Origin of the sequence: Microbacterium sp. I2, assembly GCF_051364985.1 — a bacterium.
Taxonomy (GTDB): Bacteria; Actinomycetota; Actinomycetes; order Actinomycetales; family Microbacteriaceae; genus Microbacterium.
Map to the genome: position 1 here is coordinate 131,349 of NZ_JBLWIH010000012.1, position 16,802 is coordinate 148,150.

Below are 16,802 nucleotides of genomic sequence, written 5' to 3' on the forward strand. Positions count from 1 at the left end.
AGGGGTCAGGAGGTGGGGGCGGATGCCTCGTGGGCGGTGTCCGCGGGGGCATGGTCGGCGGGATCGTGGTCGGCGGGATCGGACCCCGCGGCTGGTGCGACGTGTGCGAGCACCTGGTCGCGGCGCACCTGGTCGCCCGGCGCGACGTCGAGGCGGACGATGCCGTCGTGCGGGGCGAGCACGGGGTGCTCCATCTTCATCGCCTCGATCGTGACCACGCGGTCGCCGGCCGCGACCCGGTCGCCGTCGGCGACATGCACGGCGACGACGGCGCCCGGCATCGGTGCGCGCAGCTCGGGGTGGGTGGAGGCCGCGGCGCGCTCTCGTGCCGCGAGCCGGCGGTGCATGGCCTCGCGCCGCGTGAGCGGGCGCAGCCGGTGCGTCGCGCCATCGGCGTGCACCCAGACGGCTCCCTCGGCGTCGACGCCGGTGACCGCGCCGTCAGGCATGGCTCGTCCGATCACACCGGCGTGGGAACGGCGGGAGCCCATCGACACGACGGCGCCGTCGTCATCGAATGCGGCGGCGGAGACGAGGGCACCGGCATCCGTCTCGAAGAGGCGCTCCGGACGCGCAGCGGCGGCGCCCAGTCGCCAGCCCGGCAGCGAGCTCCACGCGGCACCGGCGCGCGGCGCTCGTGTGCTCTCGCCGAAACCGGCCGTGTCGCGCGCGGGTGACATGCGGTCGCGCCGAGACGCCATGCCGTCGACGGATGCCGCAGCCGCGAGTGCCCTCTCGCTCGGTGCGGGCGCCTCGAACGGCGGCAGCCGGTCGATGAGACCCGTGTCGAGCTCACCGGTCCGCACCGCGGGGTCGGCGAGGAGGGCGCGCAGGAACGCGATGTTGGACTCGACCCCCAGCAGGACGGTGCCCGCGAGCGCGGCATCCAGCTGGTCCAGTGCCTGCTCGCGATCGGGGCCGTGCGCGATCACCTTCGCGATCATCGGGTCGTAGTCGCTCGTCACGACGGATCCCGTCTCGACCGCGGAGTCCGTTCGCGCCTGCGGCCCGGCGCGCCACGCCAGCACCTCCCCCGCCGCGGGCAGGAACCCGCGCTCCGGAGTCTCGGCGTACACCCGAGCCTCGATGGCGTGCCCTTCGAGCCGTACCTGCTCCTGCGTGAACCGCAGCTCCCGTCCGGCGGCGATGCGAAGCTGCTCCTCGACGAGGTCGACGCTCTCTGTTGCGATGCGCGCCACCAGCTCCGTCACCGGGTGCTCGACCTGCAGGCGCGTATTCATCTCGATGAAGAAGAACTCGTCCGGGCGGTCGGCGGCGACGAGGAACTCCACCGTGCCCGCGCCGCGATAGTCGACGGATGCCGCGGCCGCACACGCGGCCGCGCCCAGTCGCTCACGCGTGGCGGCGTCGATGACGGGCGAAGGTGCCTCCTCGATCACCTTCTGGTGGCGGCGCTGCAGCGTGCACTCGCGCTCGCCGAGGTGCACGACGTGACCGTGGCCGTCGGCGAGCACCTGCACCTCGATGTGGCGCGGGCGCTCGATCAGTCGCTCCAGCAGCAGCGCGTCATCGCCGAAGGCCGCCGCGGCCACGCGCCGGGCCGTCGCGAGGGCATCCGGCAGCTCCGCGGCGCTGCGTACGACCTGCATGCCCTTGCCTCCGCCACCCGCCGAGGGCTTGACCAGCAGCGGGAATCCCGTGTCGTCGGCGGCGACCGCGATCTCGCGGTCGGTCATCCCTATCGCACTGAACCCCGGCACCGTGGGCACATCGTGCGCTGCGACATGATCCTTGGCGCGGATCTTGTCGCCCATGATCTCGAGGGCACGCTCCCCCGGTCCGATGAAGACGATGCCGGCGTCGGCGCACGCGCGTGCGAACACCACGTTCTCCGAGAGGAATCCGTATCCCGGATGCACCGCGTCGGCGCCGCTCTCGCGCGCCGCGGCGACGACCGCGTCGACGTCCAGATACGAGGCTGCCGCAGAGGCGGGCCCGATGCGCACCGCGACGTCGGCTTCGCGCACGTGAGGAGCGCCGACGTCGGCGTCGCTGTAGACGGCGACGGAACGGATGCCGAGGCGACGGAGCGTACGGATCACCCGCCGCGCGATCTCTCCGCGGTTGGCGACGAGGACCGTGTCGAAAGGCCGGTCCGGGTGGGCAAGATCTGACATGGGCATCACATCCGGAAGAGGCCGAAGCGGGGCTCGGGAAGCGGCGTGCGCGACACGACATCGAGCGCGAGCCCGAGCAGATCGCGGGTGTCCAGCGGATCGATGACGCCGTCGTCCCACAGGCGCGCGGTCGCGTAGTAGGGGTTGCCCTGCTCCTCGTACTGTGCGCGGATCGGCTCCTCGAAGGCCGCCTGTTCTTCGGACGACCATTCCTCGCCTCGCGCCTCGATCTGATCTCGCTTGACGGTGGACAGGACCGAGGCGGCCTGCATCCCGCCCATCACCGAGATGCGGCTCGCGGGCCACGTCCACAGGAACCGGGGCGAGTACGCGCGTCCGCACATCGAGTAGTTGCCCGCGCCGAACGATCCGCCGATGACGACAGTGAGCTTGGGCACACGCGTGGTGGCGACCGCCGTAACCATCTTCGCGCCGTCCTTGGCGATGCCGCCGGCTTCGGCATCCCGGCCGACCATGAATCCCGAGATGTTCTGCAGGAAGAGCAGCGGCACGCCTCGCTGGTCGCACAGCTCGATGAAGTGGGCGCCCTTCTGCGCAGACTCGCTGAACAGCACGCCGTTGTTGGCCACGATTCCGATCGGGTGACCGTGCAGCCGAGCGAACCCCGTCACCAGCGTCTCGCCGTATTCGCGCTTGAACTCGTGGAACTCGCTGCCGTCGACGAGCCGCGCGATCACCTCGCGCACGTCGTACGGCTGGTTGACGTCCACCGGCACCACACCATAGAGATCCGAAGGGTCGACGGCGGGCGGCGCGGCCGTCGCGACCTCCCAGGCGGGCGACGCCGGCGGCGGGAAAGTCGCCACGATGTCGCGAACGATCTCAAGCGCGTGCTCGTCGTCCTCCGCGAGGTGGTCGACGACGCCGGAGCGGCGGGCGTGAAGCTCTCCCCCGCCGAGCTCTTCGGCCGTCACCACTTCGCCGATCGCGGCCTTCACCAGAGGCGGGCCGCCCAGGAAGATGGTGCCCTGATCCCGCACGATGACGGTCTCGTCGCTCATCGCGGGCACGTACGCACCGCCGGCCGTGCACGAACCCATGACAGCCGCGATCTGCGGGATGCCGGCTGCGGAGAGGCGCGCCTGGTTGAAGAAGATGCGCCCGAAGTGATCGCGGTCGGGGAACACCTCGTCCTGCTTGGGCAGGAACGCGCCGCCCGAGTCGACGAGGTAGATGCACGGCAGCCGGTTCTCGAACGCGATCTCCTGCGCGCGCAGATGCTTCTTGACCGTCAACGGGAAATACGTGCCGCCCTTGACGGTCGCGTCGTTGCACACCACCATCACCTGCCGGCCGTGCACGAGTCCGATCCCGGCGATGACGCCGGCGGCGGGAGCCTCGCCCCCGTACAGTCCTTCCGCCGCAAGCGGAGCGACCTCGATGAACGGGCTGCCCTCGTCGAGCAGCCGCGTGACGCGGTGCCGGGGCAGCAGCTTGCCGCGCGCGACGTGCCGGTCGCGGGAGGCGGCGGGGCCGCCGAGGGATGCCTCCGCCAGCCGCGCACGCAGCTGCTCGGCGAGCGTCCGCTGCGCCTCGAGAGTGCGCTCGAACGCGTCGCCGCGGACCGCTGCAGTGGTCAGCACGCTCATGTCGTCTTCCTCGCGCATCTCCGTCGACGTCACGATCGGATCACACCTGTTGTCCCGATGCGACTCGATTGGTTAGTGTTCACTAACTGAAGCTTAGGTTAGCGAGCCTTAACTGAAATGACAAGCGTCAAGACAAGTGGAGTGCGCGAATGACAAGCGGTGTCACGGATCGGGAGCGGGCGAAGGCAGATCGTCACGCATCGATCCTCCGCGCAGCAGCGGTGCTGTTCGCCGAGCGTGGCTTCAGCGGAGTGAGCCTGGAAGACATCGGCGGTGCCGTCGGCATCAGCGGTCCGGCTCTGTACCGGCACTTCGCGAACAAGCAGGCGCTCCTCGGCGCGATCCTGATCGAGGTCAGCGAACGATTGCTCGCGGGCGGCCACGCGGTGATCGCCGAGCACACCGGCGCCGGCGAACGGCTCGACGCCCTCATCGCCTTCCACGTCGAGTTCGCGCTGCGCGACGCCGACGTCATCCGCGTGCAGGACCGCGACCTGGCGAGCCTCAGCGACGATGACCGGCACACCGTTCGGCGGCTGCAACGCGAGTACGTCGAGATGTGGATCGGCATTCTCGCGGCACTGCACCCCGAGCGCGAGGGCGACGAACTGCGCGTGCGGGCGCACGCGTGCTTCGGCCTCATCAATTCCACGCCGCACAGCGTGCGAGCGCAGCGCTCGACCTCTGCGGATCGTGATGTGCGCAGCATCCTGCACTCGATGGCGCGCGCCGCGCTCACCGCATGACGCGCGATCCTGCTCTAGTCTGAACGAACCATGTCGGGGGACGGTCACCAGGACGACGCAGACGGGGCGGGTCGCGTCGAACGATCGCAGACGCCGCCATCGCCGCGCGCGGAAGGCGCCGAAGACGGCGACGGCAGCTCTCGCCGGGACTTCCTCAAGCTCGGCGGGCTCGCCGCTGCCGGACTCGTTGTCGGCGGAGGCGTCGGAGCGGCCGCCGGGGCCGCCATCGGGCATACGCTCGGCTACCGCGAGGGCTCCCTCGACATCGGAGCCGTTCCGGCGCGATCCGAGCCCGGATTCGACCACGTCGTGGTGATCATGGGCGAGAACCGCTCGTTCGACAACCTCCTCGGGTGGCTGTACACGCCCGAGACTCTGCCCGAGGGCGAGACCTTCGGGGGCCTGGCCTTCGGCGACTACGCCAACACCGCCCCGACCGGCGAGCGCATCGGCGCTCACACCTACAGCGGCCCGACAGACGAGGTCATGGGGCGGCCGAACCCGGATCCCGGCGAAGAGTACCCGCACGTCAACACGCAGCTGTTCGGCACCGTCGCGCCGGCGGCCAACGCGACCAGCCAGGTGGACGGCATGACGGCACCGTTCAACGCACCGCCGCCAGGCACGAAGCCGACCATGGACGGTTTCGTGCGCGACTACGCCAACAACATCGAACGGCACGGCAAGAAGCCGACGGTCGACGAGTTGGCGCACATCATGGGCGGTTTCTCGCCCGAGCAGCTGCCGGTGCTCTCGACCCTCGCGAAGGGCTTCGCGGTGTTCGACGCGTGGTTCGCCGCCGTTCCGTCGCAGACCTACTGCAACCGGTCGTTCTTCCATGCGTCGACATCGCACGGCTACGTCACGAACAAGCACGGCGGCGGTTACGACAAGTGGCTGGACGCCCCCACCGCCCCGACGATCTTCAACCGGCTCGAAGAAGCCGGGATCCCGTGGAAGATCTACTTCGACGAACAGCAGCTCGTGTCCATGACGGGGATGATGCACGCCCCCGTGCTCGAGGAGCACTGGCGCACGAAGCGTTTCGGCCATATGTCGGAGTTCTTCGAGGATGCCGCGGCGGGCCGACTGCCCGCATACGCGTTCATCGAGCCGCGCATGGTCTACAACCACAACGACTTCCACCCGCCGTTCGGCGTGTTCCGCGAGAGCGACGTCGACGGGAAGCTGGTGCTCGATTCCGCCGTTTCGGACGTGCGCGCAGGCGAGAAGCTCGTCGCCGACGTCTACAACGCGGTGAAGGACAGCGCGACGCCGGACGGCTCGAACGCGATGAACACTCTGCTGCTCATCACGTTCGACGAGCACGGCGGCACGTACGACCACGTGCCGCCGCCCTCGGCGACGCCGCCGGTCGCCGGCGCCGAGCCGGGCGAGATGGGCTTCACGTTCGACCGGCTCGGCGTGCGTGTGCCCGCGATCGCCGTCTCTGCCTACACTCGGGCGGGCACGATCGTTCACGACGAGCTCCACCACGCCGCCGTCATCGCGACGCTGACAAGACTCCACGGCCTGCGACCTCTGACCCGGAGGGATGCCGAGGCGGGCGACCTCTTCTCAGTGGTCAACCTCGACACGCCGCGGGATCCGGCGACCTGGCCGGTCGTGCACCCGATGTACGTCCCGCCCAACCCGCACGAGGATCAGCACATCGACCTCACGCAGGGTGCGCACAAGAGCAAGCCGCTCAGCCCTCCGGGACGAGGACTGCTCGGCCTGCTGCTTGCGCGCTACGGGCCCGCGGGCGCACCCGAGCCGACCACCTACGCGGAGGCGTACGACGTCCTGCAGGCGCACGGGCTCGGGCTGTTCTACCCCAAGATCGACTGACGCGCTTCGTCGTCAGCGCAGCAGCATCGCCCGGCCCGGCTCTCGCAGGATGTCGGCGATTTCCGCAAGGAACCGCGAGCCCTGCTCGCCGTCGACGAGTCGGTGATCGAACGACAGCGCGAGGGTCATGACATCGCGCAGGGCGATCTCGCCACGGTGCTCCCACGGCTGCCGGCGCACGGCCCCGAGCGCCAGGATGCCCGCCTCACCAGGATTGATGATGGGGGTGCCCGCATCGACGCCGAACACGCCGACGTTCGTGATCGAGAAGGTGCCGCCTCGCATGTCGGCGGGAGTCGTCTTGCCGGCCCGCGCGGTCTCGGCGAGTGAACGGATCGCGTCGGCCAGCTCGACCAGCGTGAGCTCGTGCGCGTCGGGGATGTTCGGCACCACGAGGCCGCGGCCGGTCGCCGCGGCGATGCCGAGGTTGACGTAGTGGTGCTCGACGATCTCACCCGCGTCGTCGTCCCATCTCGAGTTCAGCTCGGGGTGCCGCGCGAGCGAGAGGCACACCGCCTTCGCTGCGACCGCGAGGATGCCGATGCGGTGATCCTGGAGCGATCTGTCGGCCTTGAGCGATGCCAGCAGCTCGCTGGTGGCCGTCACGTCCACCGTGAGGAACGTCGTCACGTGCGGTGCGGTGAAGGCACTGCGGACCATCGCCTCGGCCGTGGCACGGCGCACGCCCCTGATCGGTGTGTGGGTGACGCGGTCCTCCGAGAGTTCGGGCCGCGCGGCGGCCGGCGTCGCCACCGCCGATGCGCCGGCGGCACCCACACGGGCGGCGTACGCCTCGACGTCGGCGCGCGTGATGATGCCTGTGGCACCCGTGGCCTCCACGAGCGCGAGGTCGACGCCCAGCTGCTTCGCGAGCTTGCGCACCGGAGGGGTCGAACGGGGCCGCTCGATCGGCCGATCGGCGATATCGCCGAACTGAATGGCGTCGTGCGGAGCAGCCTCGAGCACGGCGGTGTCGGATGCGACGGCCCGTTTACCGGCCGAGCGTGCACGGCGTTTCGGACGGTCGCCGTTGCGCGGCGCCGCGCCGTATCCGACGAGGTTCGGCTCCGCCGCCGTGGTCTCGCCGTCCGGCTGCGTTTGTGCCGACCCCTGCGCGGGCGTTGCCGCGGGCTGGGGCGCCGCTGCCGCCGCCATAGCGGCTTGCGGCGCAGCGGCAGCCGGGGCCGCGGCATCCGCTTCTCCCGTGTCGAAGGAGATGAGCACCGACCCGACAGTGATGACGTCGCCGGCGGCGGCGTGCAGCTTGGTCACGGTGCCGGCGTGCGGGGACGGCAGCTCGACGACGGCCTTCGCCGTCTCGACCTCGGCGATCGTCTGGTTCAACGCCACGGTGTCGCCCTCGGCGACGAGCCATTGCACGAGCTCCGCCTCGGGAAGGCCCTCGCCGAGATCGGGGAGCCTGAAGTCCTGCGCCATGCTCACGCCTCCACAAGCCCGGACAGGCTGTTGGGCCGGTCCATCACGCGGTCGACGGCATCGAGGATGCGGTCGAGGTCGGGCAGGTGGTGCTTCTCGAGCTTCGCGGGCGGGTACGGGATGTCATGTCCTGTCACCCGCTGCGGCGGGGCCTCGAGGTAGTGGAAGCAGCGCTCGGTGACGCTCGCGACGAGCTCGGCGCCCACGCCCGCCTCGCGGGCGGCCTCGTGCGTCACCACGACGCGGCCCGTCTTGCGGACGGATGCCGTCACCGTGCGGTAGTCGACGGGCGACAGCGAGCGAAGATCCACGACCTCGATCGAGACGCCGTCCTCCTCCGCCGCGGTGGCCGCATCGAGCGCGATCGAGACCTGGGACCCGTAGGTGAGGAGCGTCACATCGCTCCCCTCGCGCACGACGCGAGCCAGGCCCATGGGCGCGGCGTCTGCGAGCTGCAGGTCCAGATCGACCTCGCCCTTGGTGTGGTACAGCCGCTTGGGCTCGAAGTAGATCACCGGGTCGTCCGAGGCGATCGCCTGCCGCAGCGCCACATACGCGTCCTGCGGGTTCGACACGGCCACGACCCGCAGCCCCGAGGTGTGGACGAAGTACGCCTCGGGCGACTCGGAGTGATGCTCGGCGGCGCCGACGCCACCGGCCCACGGGATCCGGATCGTGATCGGCATCTTGACGTTGCCGCGCGTGCGGTAGTGCAATTTCGCCACCTGACACACGATCTGGTCGAAGGCGGGATAGACGAAGCCGTCGAACTGGATCTCGACGACCGGACGGTAGCCGCGGAACGCGAGGCCCACGGCGGTGCCGACGATCCCCGCCTCAGCGAGAGGAGTGTCGATCACCCGCTGGGCGCCGAACTGATCGAGCAGGCCGTCGGTGACGCGGAACACGCCCCCGAGCTTGCCGATGTCCTCGCCCATCATGAGCACCTTGGGGTCGTCGGCCATGGCGCGACGGAGGCCCTCGTTGATGGCCTTCGCCATCGTGAGCTGAGTCATCGTCCGACCCCCTGGTCCGCCGTGATCGACTCGGCGTCCGCAAAGCCTCCGAGGTACGCCGAGAACCAGGCGCGCTGCTCTTCCAGCCCCGAATGCGGCTCGGCGTACACGTCGTCCAGCACCGTGATCGGGTCGCGTGTGACGGCGGTCATGGCGGCCTCGCGCACTTCGGCAGCGAGGGCGTCCGCGTCAGCGGCGACGCCTGCGGCGAACTCGTCGTCGAACTCCCCCATCGAACGCAGCAGCGCCTCGACGCGCGCGATCGGATCGCGCCGTCGCCAGCTCTCGACCTCGTCTTTGTCGCGGTAGCGCGTCGGGTCGTCCGAGGTGGTGTGCGGACCCATGCGGTAGGTCACCGCTTCGATGAAGACGGGGCCCGCGCCGCGTCGGGCGTGGTCGAGCGCCCAGCGCATCGCCGCGAGGCACGCCAGCACGTCGTTGCCGTCGACGCGCAGGCTCGGGATCCCGAAGCCGGGCGCACGGCCGGCGATCGGGAACTTCGCCTGCACGCTCACGGGCTCCGAGATCGCCCAGTGGTTGTTGGTGCACACGAACACGACGGGGGCGCCGAACGAGGACGCGAAGACCATCGCCTCGTTGACGTCGCCCTGGCTGGACGCACCGTCCCCGAAGTAGGCGACGGATGCCTCATCGGTGCCGTCGCGCTGGATGCCCATCGCGTACCCGACGGCGTGGAGCGTCTGCGCGCCGATGATGATCTGCTGCGTCGCGGCGTTCAGCTCGTACGGATCGTAGGTGGAGTGCTCTTCACCGCGCCAGGCCAGCACATAGTCGGCGGGCTTGGCGCCCCGCGCGTAGACCACACCGGTCTCGCGGTAGCTCGGGAATGCGAAGTCGTCGGCGCGCATCGCGCGAGCCGTGCCGATCTGGGTGGCTTCCTGCCCCTGACACGGCGGCCACAGTGCGAGCTGGCCCTGACGCTGGAGGGCCACTCCCTCGGTGTCGATGCGGCGCACGAGCACCATGTCGCGATACAGGTCGCGCAGCGCGGCGGCGTCGACGTCCGTCACCCAGCGGTCGAGTTCGGGATCGGCGAGGCGTCTGCCATCGGGCGTCAGCAGGCGCGCGACATCGTCGATGTCGGTGGCGAGGTCGGCTGTCGGAGTCAGGGTGTGCGTCATCGTCATCACTCCTCGTGCGAGGCTCCCTCGTGAGGAGCCGCGTGGTGTGCCCGGCGTCGTCACCGGTTAGCCCGAGAGTACGTCGGCGTCGCACATGGCTCAAGCATTCGCCACGTCTTTGAGCATGTTGACAACTAATGACCCCCTGAGCCGTGCTAACGTTTCGCACTATGGGTGCTCTCGATCACGTCGACCTGGAGCTGCTGGCAGCGCTCTCCGCCGACCCGCGTGCGACCGTCGTCGCGCTCGCCGAGCGTCTGGGACTGTCGCGCAACACAGTCCAGGCGCGCATGGCCCGCCTCGAGCGCTCCGGCGTGTTCTTGTCGTATGAGCGAGCCATCTCGTCCGCTTCCCTCGGCTTCCCGATCGAGGCGTTCATCAGTGTCATCGTGCGGCAGGCCGAGCTTCCGCGCATCGCCGACGAGCTCGCCCGTGTACCCGAGGTCGTTCAGGCGCACGGGCTGTCGGGCCAGGTCGATCTGCTGGTGCGCGTGGCATGCCGCGACACACAGCACCTGTTCGACACCGATGCCCGCATCCTCGCGATCGAGGGCGTCGAACGCACCGAAACCTCGCTCGTGATGGGTGAGGTCATCCCCCACCGGGTCACACCGCTCATGGAGCTCGCACGCCGCGAGCCGTAGCCGCCCGCTCGGGCAGGGGACGCGCCCGCTCGGGAAGGGGGACGCGCCCGCTCGGGCAGGGGGACGCGCCCGCTAGGGCAGGGGGACGGATGCCGCGGCCGGCGCAGCCGGAGGCGAACGCAGATCGTCGACCTTGACCAGGACGACTCCCGCGAGGATCAACGCGCCGCCGACGAACTGTATGGGCGCCGGCACCTCGGCGAGGAACACCCAGGCGAAGCCCAGCGCGAACAGGACCTCCGACAGCCCGACGAACGACGCGACGCGCGAGCCGATGCGCGGCACCGCCATCACCCCGAGCGCATAGCCCAGCGTCGTCGCGATCGCCGCGACCCACAGCAACGGCACCCACCACGGCATCGCCGTGCCCGCCAGCACGACGCTGACGTCGGGCGCGTGGAACGGCATCACGCCTACGAGGCTCAGCACTCCGATGACGGCCGTGCCGGTGAGCAGTCCGCTCGCGGCGAGGGCGAGGGGCGGCAGATCGTCGCCGGCACGCTCCGAGATCAAGAAGTACGCGCACACGCACACCGCCGCGGCCAGCGCGAACAGCGTGCCGAGCAGGTCGAACGATGCGCCGGAGATGTCGACGACCAGCACCAGCCCCGCGATCGCGACCGCCGATCCGCCCAGCACGAGGGCCGAGGGGGCCCGTCGCGTCCGCAACCATACGAACCCCACGAGCATGACCGGCGCGAGGTACTGGATCAGCAGCGCCACGGCCACGGGCATCCGCTGCATCGCCGAGAAGAAGAAGAGCTGGCACCCGAGCACCGGCATGAGACCGAACGCGACGATCAGGCGCCAGTGCCGGCGGAGGAATCCGCGCTGGCGGCCCATCGCGAGCACGAGTGCGGGCGACAGCACCAGACCGGCGACCCCCATGCGCACGAGCAGAGCCGCGCCCAGCGACCAACCCGCCTCGAGCAGCGGCTTGACGAACGGCCCGCTCGACGAGAACGCGAGAGCGGACGCGACCGCGAGCACGAGCCCCGTGGTGCTCTGCCGCGCCGGCGCGGATGCGCGACCCAGCCCGATGACGGGGAGGGACGCGGTGGAAGCGGTCATGGGCGGCATCCGACTGTCAGGAGTGAACAATGCTTACACTGGTGACAGTAGGGCACGGATAGTCAGGAGTCAACGTGGTCTTCATCCATGACACGGAGCAGAATCTGAGGGCGGCGGCATACCTCGTCAACACGCTCCCCGGCTACGACTCCGGCGACACGCTCACGACGCTCGAGGACTTCGACGCCTACCTCGTGCAGAACCCGTACACCGGGCTGATCCACCGCGACGAGGACGAGCTCGCCGCGCTCCGCGCCATCCGGCCCCGTCTGCGCCGGCTCTGGGAGGTGGACCGCGAACAGGCGGTACCGCTGGTCAACGAGATGCTGCACGACGGAGCGGCGCTCCCCCGCCTCATGAAGCACGACGGCATCGACTGGCACATCCATGCGACCTCCGATGACGCACCGCTCCCGACCCGCGTGCTGGTGGAGGCGGCCATGGCGTTCGTGGACGTGATCCGTGCCGACCAGTACGACCGCATCCGTGTGTGCGCGGCCGACGACTGCGACTCGGTGTACGTCGACTACTCCAAGAACGGCTCCAAGCGGTACTGCGACACCGGCAACTGCGGCAACCGCATGAACGTCAACGCGTACCGGCGTCGGAAGGCTCGAGAAACCGCGTGATCGCCTCGGCCGCGGGAGCCGGCGTCTCGTAGTGGATCAGGTGCCCGACATCGGGGATCTCGACCAGCGTCGCGTCGGGGAACATCGTCGCCAGCCGTCGCTCGGCCTCGATCGGCGTGATGTCGTCGCGCTGCGCGGCCACCAGCAGCGTCGGCTGTGCGATGTGCGGCGCGAACCCGCGCACGTCGTGCGACACCGAGGCGAGGAACGCGTCGTGCAGCACGTCGCGATCGGCGAAGCGCGAGAAGTACGTGTCGTGCTGGTCGTGGATGAATCGACGGATGCCCGGGTCACGGGTCTTGGCCATCGAGATGCTCATCACCCGCACGATGAGGCCGTTTCGCAGCAGGGCATCGCCCACACGCCGGGGAAGCCGGGCGCCCGCCCAGTAGTAGAACACCGCGAGCCGTGTGAGGAGGCCGCGGGGACCCTCGAGAGCGGGAGCGCCGATCGGGTTCACCAGGATCATGCGCGGCGTCTCGAGCCCCCCGGCGACGGCCGCCGAGACCACGATCGAACCGAACGAGTGGCCGAGGATCACAGCCCCGGGCGCGACGGCCGCGGTGAAGGCCCGCAGCCATTGCGCGTAAAGCTCGAGGTCGTGCGTCCTGCCCGGAACGGGTGCGGTCTCGCCGAACCCGGGCAGATCGGGTGAGATGACGCGGATGCCGGGGAGGTGGGCGACCACCGGCTCGAGCCCGTGATGCTCGCCGCGGAAGCCGTGCACGGCGATGATCGTGAGATCGGCGTCGGCGGGTCCGTACACCCAGTAGGCCGTCGCTGCGCCCAGCACCTCCACCTCGCGTCGCTCGACGGGGATGGCGCCGAGCAGCGGGGCGTACGGGTTGGGGGCGGTCACCTGTCGAGTCTACGAGGCAGCCATCGCGGAGCGCCTGCGCGCCGATGTCGGACACCACGCATACCGTGATCGGCATGAAGCCCTCGCCCGCCGATCAGCTGGCGCTGTGGGACGTGCCGGACTGGGTGCGCGTGGTGGGCGTGTTCGACCTCGAGACGACAGGTGTCGACGTGACGACCGATCGCATCGTGACGGCTCACGTCGGCCTGCTCGACGGCTCGGGCTCGGTCATCCGCGCGCGTGATTGGCTCGCCGATCCCGGTGTCGCGATCCCCGAGGGCGCGAGCGCCATCCACGGAATCACAACGACGCACGCGCGGGCGCAGGGCCGGCACGCGCCAGAGGTCGTCGCCGAGGTGGTCGAAGCCGTGCGCGGACTGCTGGAGGCCGGCATCCCGGTCGTCGCCTACAACGCCCCGTTCGACTTCTCGCTCCTCAAGTACGAGGCGATCCGTCACGGCGTCACGCCGATCGTCGACCCCACCCCGGTGATCGATCCGCTCGTGGTCGACAAGGCGTACGACCGATGGCGCCGAGGCAAGCGCACGCTCGAGATCGTGGCGGCGCACTACGCGGTGCGCCTGGAGGCCGCACACGAGGCGGCGGCCGATGCCGTCGCGGCCGGGCGGGTCGCGCAGGCTCTCGCCGAGCGTTTCGCCCCCTGGCTCCCCGGCACCGCCGAAGAGCTGCACACCCGCCAGATCGGCTGGGCACGGGCGCAGGCCGCCAGCCTGACGGACTACTTCATCCAGATCGGCCGGCTCGACCCCGACGAGCGTCTGGACGGCCGCTGGCCGATCCGCTGACGCCGGAGAGACGAGAAAGACCCCGCCCGAAGGGCGGGGTCTTTCATCACGGCGTGATTACTTGGAAGCGCCGCCGAAGTTCTTGAAGCGCTGGTTGAACTTCTCGACGCGACCGGCCGAGTCCATGATGCGCTGCTTGCCCGTGTAGAACGGGTGCGAGGCGGACGAGATCTCGACGTCGATGACGGGGTACTCGACGCCGTCGAGCTCGATCGTCTTGTCACTGGTCACGGTCGAGCGCGTGAGGAACGTGTCGCCCGAGCCGAGGTCGCGGAACACGACGGCCTGGTAGTCGGGGTGGATGTCAGTCTGCATGGTGGTCCTTTGAGGATGGTGCCCTGGATTTTGCCAGAGCGGTCAAAGTCTGCGGTGCGAGCGCACCAAAGGTCGATTCTAACAGCCCTCGACCGAAGCCGGGAATCGCCCGTCTTCAGTGCGCCGCGCGCGCTGCGTAACGGCCGTCCTCCTCCGACAGCCGGATCGGCGCGCCGAACGTGTCGGTGAGGGCCTCGGCCGTCAGGGTGTCGCGAATGGGTCCGGATGCCACGGCCTGCCCGTCCCGCAGCAGCAGCACGTGCGTGAATCCGACGGGGATCTCTTCGACGTGATGCGTGACCATGATCATCGCGGGTGTGGTCGGGGCCTGCGCGTACCCCCCGAGGAGTGCGAGAAGCTCTTCGCGGGCCCCGAGATCCAGGCTGGCGGTGGGCTCGTCCAGGAGCAGCAGCTCGGGGTCGGTCATGACGGCGCGCGCGATCTGCACCCGCTTCTGCTCACCGTCGCTGAGGGTTCCGAAGGTGCGGTCGGCGAGGTGGTCGAGCTTCCACTCCGCGAGCACGCGCAGCGCGCGCCGCTCGTCGATGTCTTCGTAGTCCTCGCGCCAGCGGCCGAGCACCGAGTACGCCGCCGTCAGCACGACGTTGAGGACGGTCTCCTCGGGCGGCACCCGCCGGGCCATCGCCGACGAGGCGAATCCGATCCGCGGCCGCAGCTCGAACACGTCGGTGCGGCCGAGTCGCTCGTCCAGGATGCTCACGGTTCCCGACGTGGGGTGAAGCAGGGTGTCGGCCATCTGCAGCACCGTGGTCTTGCCCGCGCCATTGGGTCCGAGGATCACCCAGCGCTCGTCGTCGCTGACGTTCCAATCGAGGTGATCGACGATGTTCCGGGCGTTCCGGCGGACGACGACGTCGGAGAATTCGAGCACCTGGGGCATGCCGCTAGCCTATCGGCCGACCGCGACCACCTCGTCGTACAGCGCCGCCGTCTGCTCCGCGATCCGCTGCCAGCTGAAGTCGTTCGCGGCCCGCTCCCGCCCGGCTGCACCATAGGCGCGAGCCCGCTCGGGATCGCTCACCACCTCGGTGAGGACGCGTGCCAGATCGTCCACGAAGCGCTCCGGATCGATCGGGGTGCCGGTGCCGTCCTGCACCTGCTCGATCGGCACCAGCCGGCCGGTCACACCGTCGACGACGACTTCCGGGATGCCGCCGGTCGCGGTGCCCACGACGGCGGCGCCGCACGCCATGGCCTCGAGGTTCACGATGCCCAGTGGCTCGTAGACCGACGGGCAGACGAACGTGGTCGCGGCGCTCAGGATCGTGCACAGCTCGTGGCGCGACAGCATCCGATCCAGCCACACGACCCCCTCGCGCGTGCCCTGCAGTCCTCGCACGAGCTCTTCGACCTCCGACATGATCTGCGGAGTGTCGGGAGCGCCCGCGCACAGGATGACCTGTACCCCCGCCGGGAGTCGTTGCGCTGCGCGGAGGAAGTACTGCAGTCCCTTCTGCCGCGTGATGCGCCCGACGAAGACGACGGACGGCCGGGACGGATCCACTCCGAGTCGCGAGAGGAGCTCGGGATCCTCGACGGGATGCCACGCGCCCGTGTCGATGCCGTTGTAGATGACGCGCACGCGCTCGGGGTCCAGCGCCGGGTAGCTGCGCAGGATGTCGGCGCGCATGCCCTCGCTGACCGCGACGATCGCGGCGGCGCCCTCGTAGGCGCTCTTCTCGATCCAGCTCGACACGGCGTAGCCCCCGCCGAGCTGCTCGGCCTTCCACGGGCGCAGCGGCTCGAGGCTGTGCGCCGTGACGATGTGAGGGATGCCGTGGAGCAGCGACGCGAGATGGCCCGCGAGGTTGGCGTACCAGGTGTGACTGTGCACCACGTCGGCGCCCGCGACATCCGTCACGATCTCGAGGTCGATGCCGAGCGTCTGAAGCGCCGCGTTGGCCGTGGCGAGTTCGGCCGGGACGTCGTACGAGCTGGTGCCCGGCTCGTCACGATCGGCGCCGAAGGCCCGCACGCGCACGTCGACGAGGGAGCGCAGCGCCTTCACGAGCTCGGCCGCATGCACGCCGGCGCCTCCGTAGATCTCGGGCGGATACTCCTTCGTGACGATGTCGACGCGCATGTGTCGAACGCTAGTACACCGGCAGGAACGCGTCATAGTGTGGTGCCATGCCAGCAGCCCCCAAGGTCTTCGGAATCATCCTCGCCGGCGGAGAGGGCAAGCGGCTGATGCCGCTGACGGCGGATCGGGCCAAGCCTGCGGTCCCTTTCGGCGGCCAGTACCGGCTCATCGACTTCGCGATCTCGAACCTGATCAATTCGGGCCTGCGCCAGATCGTCGTGCTCACGCAGTACAAGTCCCACAGCCTCGACCGCCACATCTCCCAGACGTGGCGCATGTCGGCTCTGCTGGACTCCTACGTCGCCTCGGTCCCCGCGCAGCAGCGGCTCGGCAAGCGCTGGTTCTCCGGCTCGGCCGACGCCATCCTGCAGAGCCTGAACCTGATCAACGACGAGCAGCCCGACATCGTGGTCGTGGGGGGGGGAAGGCACAGG

The 16,802-nt window shown here is 69.8% G+C and carries 16 protein-coding genes; 6 read left to right on the plus strand and 10 right to left on the minus strand.

The features are described 5' to 3' along the window. Positions 1-5 precede the first annotated feature (5 nt). Together ACLKM7_RS11995 and ACLKM7_RS12000 are read right to left on the minus strand one after the other, a co-directional pair. Positions 6-2,138, minus strand: coding sequence for an acetyl/propionyl/methylcrotonyl-CoA carboxylase subunit alpha (locus ACLKM7_RS11995; protein ID WP_436447400.1), 2,133 nt, complete (start codon positions 2,136-2,138; stop codon positions 6-8). Between the two features lie 5 nt (positions 2,139-2,143). Continuing rightward, positions 2,144-3,748: a carboxyl transferase domain-containing protein gene (locus ACLKM7_RS12000; RefSeq protein ID WP_436447416.1), complete on the minus strand. Its 1,605-nt coding sequence runs from the start codon at positions 3,746-3,748 to the stop codon at positions 2,144-2,146. Positions 3,749-3,897: 149 nt separating this feature from the next. Here ACLKM7_RS12000 and ACLKM7_RS12005 point away from each other — a divergent pair, with 149 nt between their 5' ends. Further along, on the plus strand, positions 3,898-4,494 hold the full coding sequence (locus ACLKM7_RS12005) for an SACE_7040 family transcriptional regulator (protein ID WP_436447401.1): 597 nt from the start codon (positions 3,898-3,900) through the stop codon (positions 4,492-4,494). Positions 4,495-4,524: 30 nt separating this feature from the next. After that, positions 4,525-6,345 (plus strand): alkaline phosphatase family protein, encoded by a 1,821-nt coding sequence (locus ACLKM7_RS12010; protein WP_436447402.1) that lies wholly within the window; start codon positions 4,525-4,527, stop codon positions 6,343-6,345. 12 nt (positions 6,346-6,357) lie between these two features. On the opposite strand, the gene ACLKM7_RS12015 is transcribed toward ACLKM7_RS12010, so the two are convergent. Genes ACLKM7_RS12015 through pdhA form a run of 3 tightly spaced genes read right to left on the minus strand, consistent with a single transcriptional unit; the run spans position 6,358 to position 9,946 of the window. Continuing rightward, positions 6,358-7,782 carry a dihydrolipoamide acetyltransferase family protein gene (locus ACLKM7_RS12015; protein WP_436447403.1) on the minus strand — a complete coding sequence of 475 codons (1,425 nt, stop codon included), beginning with the start codon at positions 7,780-7,782 and terminating at the stop codon, positions 6,358-6,360. A gap of 2 nt (positions 7,783-7,784) precedes the next feature. Next, positions 7,785-8,798, minus strand: coding sequence for an alpha-ketoacid dehydrogenase subunit beta (locus tag ACLKM7_RS12020; RefSeq protein WP_436447404.1), 1,014 nt, complete (start codon positions 8,796-8,798; stop codon positions 7,785-7,787). Next, on the minus strand, positions 8,795-9,946 hold the full coding sequence (pdhA, locus tag ACLKM7_RS12025; RefSeq protein ID WP_436447405.1) for a pyruvate dehydrogenase (acetyl-transferring) E1 component subunit alpha: 1,152 nt from the start codon (positions 9,944-9,946) through the stop codon (positions 8,795-8,797). The genes ACLKM7_RS12020 and pdhA overlap by 4 nt, the downstream gene beginning before the upstream one ends. A 164-nt stretch (positions 9,947-10,110) precedes the next feature. Here pdhA and ACLKM7_RS12030 point away from each other — a divergent pair, with 164 nt between their 5' ends. Continuing rightward, complete coding sequence (locus ACLKM7_RS12030; RefSeq protein WP_168914542.1) at positions 10,111-10,584, plus strand: Lrp/AsnC family transcriptional regulator; 474 nt, start codon at positions 10,111-10,113, stop codon at positions 10,582-10,584. Between the two features lie 72 nt (positions 10,585-10,656). Here ACLKM7_RS12030 and ACLKM7_RS12035 read toward each other — a convergent pair whose 3' ends face one another. Beyond that, positions 10,657-11,655, minus strand: a complete 999-nt coding sequence (locus tag ACLKM7_RS12035) for an EamA family transporter (protein ID WP_436447406.1) — start codon at positions 11,653-11,655, stop codon at positions 10,657-10,659. Positions 11,656-11,729: 74 nt separating this feature from the next. Here ACLKM7_RS12035 and ACLKM7_RS12040 point away from each other — a divergent pair, with 74 nt between their 5' ends. Further along, complete coding sequence (locus ACLKM7_RS12040; RefSeq protein WP_436447407.1) at positions 11,730-12,284, plus strand: CGNR zinc finger domain-containing protein; 555 nt, start codon at positions 11,730-11,732, stop codon at positions 12,282-12,284. Here the strand turns inward: ACLKM7_RS12040 and ACLKM7_RS12045 are convergent. Further along, positions 12,244-13,143, minus strand: coding sequence for an alpha/beta fold hydrolase (locus ACLKM7_RS12045; RefSeq protein ID WP_436447408.1), 900 nt, complete (start codon positions 13,141-13,143; stop codon positions 12,244-12,246). The two genes, ACLKM7_RS12040 and ACLKM7_RS12045, sit on opposite strands and share 41 nt — an antisense overlap. Positions 13,144-13,217: 74 nt before the next feature. On the opposite strand from ACLKM7_RS12045, the gene ACLKM7_RS12050 reads away from it, so the two are divergent. Then, complete coding sequence (locus ACLKM7_RS12050) at positions 13,218-13,949, plus strand: exonuclease domain-containing protein (protein WP_436447409.1); 732 nt, start codon at positions 13,218-13,220, stop codon at positions 13,947-13,949. Between the two features lie 57 nt (positions 13,950-14,006). Here ACLKM7_RS12050 and ACLKM7_RS12055 read toward each other — a convergent pair whose 3' ends face one another. The 3 genes from ACLKM7_RS12055 to glgA all read right to left on the minus strand — a co-directional run bounded on the left by ACLKM7_RS12055 (position 14,007) and on the right by glgA (position 16,368). Then, positions 14,007-14,264 (minus strand): type B 50S ribosomal protein L31, encoded by a 258-nt coding sequence (locus tag ACLKM7_RS12055; RefSeq protein ID WP_168914537.1) that lies wholly within the window; start codon positions 14,262-14,264, stop codon positions 14,007-14,009. Positions 14,265-14,379: 115 nt separating this feature from the next. After that, the gene (locus ACLKM7_RS12060) at positions 14,380-15,165 is read right to left on the minus strand and encodes an ABC transporter ATP-binding protein (protein ID WP_436447410.1); all 786 of its coding nucleotides are present in this window, start codon (positions 15,163-15,165) and stop codon (positions 14,380-14,382) included. A 9-nt stretch (positions 15,166-15,174) separates the two neighbouring features. Further along, on the minus strand, positions 15,175-16,368 hold the full coding sequence (glgA, locus tag ACLKM7_RS12065) for a glycogen synthase (protein ID WP_436447411.1): 1,194 nt from the start codon (positions 16,366-16,368) through the stop codon (positions 15,175-15,177). Between the two features lie 47 nt (positions 16,369-16,415). Here glgA and ACLKM7_RS12070 point away from each other — a divergent pair. After that, positions 16,416-16,802, plus strand: a 387-nt coding sequence (locus ACLKM7_RS12070; protein ID WP_436447412.1) for a sugar phosphate nucleotidyltransferase, incomplete at its 3' end; no start/stop codon positions are given.

Excerpts from the sequence above, each read along its gene's own strand:
- pdhA (WP_436447405.1), bottom strand. The coding sequence starts at position 9,946 with ATGACGATGACGCACACCCTGACTCCGACAGCCGACCTCGCCACCGAC.
- glgA (WP_436447411.1), bottom strand. The coding sequence starts at position 16,368 with ATGCGCGTCGACATCGTCACGAAGGAGTATCCGCCCGAGATCTACGGA.
- ACLKM7_RS12005 (WP_436447401.1), top strand. The coding sequence starts at position 3,898 with ATGACAAGCGGTGTCACGGATCGGGAGCGGGCGAAGGCAGATCGTCAC.
- ACLKM7_RS12000 (WP_436447416.1), bottom strand. The coding sequence starts at position 3,748 with ATGAGCGTGCTGACCACTGCAGCGGTCCGCGGCGACGCGTTCGAGCGC.
- ACLKM7_RS12030 (WP_168914542.1), top strand. The coding sequence starts at position 10,111 with ATGGGTGCTCTCGATCACGTCGACCTGGAGCTGCTGGCAGCGCTCTCC.
- ACLKM7_RS12050 (WP_436447409.1), top strand. The coding sequence starts at position 13,218 with ATGAAGCCCTCGCCCGCCGATCAGCTGGCGCTGTGGGACGTGCCGGAC.
- ACLKM7_RS12020 (WP_436447404.1), bottom strand. The coding sequence starts at position 8,798 with ATGACTCAGCTCACGATGGCGAAGGCCATCAACGAGGGCCTCCGTCGC.
- ACLKM7_RS12035 (WP_436447406.1), bottom strand. The coding sequence starts at position 11,655 with ATGACCGCTTCCACCGCGTCCCTCCCCGTCATCGGGCTGGGTCGCGCA.
- ACLKM7_RS12060 (WP_436447410.1), bottom strand. The coding sequence starts at position 15,165 with ATGCCCCAGGTGCTCGAATTCTCCGACGTCGTCGTCCGCCGGAACGCC.
- ACLKM7_RS11995 (WP_436447400.1), bottom strand. The coding sequence starts at position 2,138 with ATGTCAGATCTTGCCCACCCGGACCGGCCTTTCGACACGGTCCTCGTC.
- ACLKM7_RS12010 (WP_436447402.1), top strand. The coding sequence starts at position 4,525 with ATGTCGGGGGACGGTCACCAGGACGACGCAGACGGGGCGGGTCGCGTC.
- ACLKM7_RS12055 (WP_168914537.1), bottom strand. The coding sequence starts at position 14,264 with ATGCAGACTGACATCCACCCCGACTACCAGGCCGTCGTGTTCCGCGAC.
- ACLKM7_RS12015 (WP_436447403.1), bottom strand. The coding sequence starts at position 7,782 with ATGGCGCAGGACTTCAGGCTCCCCGATCTCGGCGAGGGCCTTCCCGAG.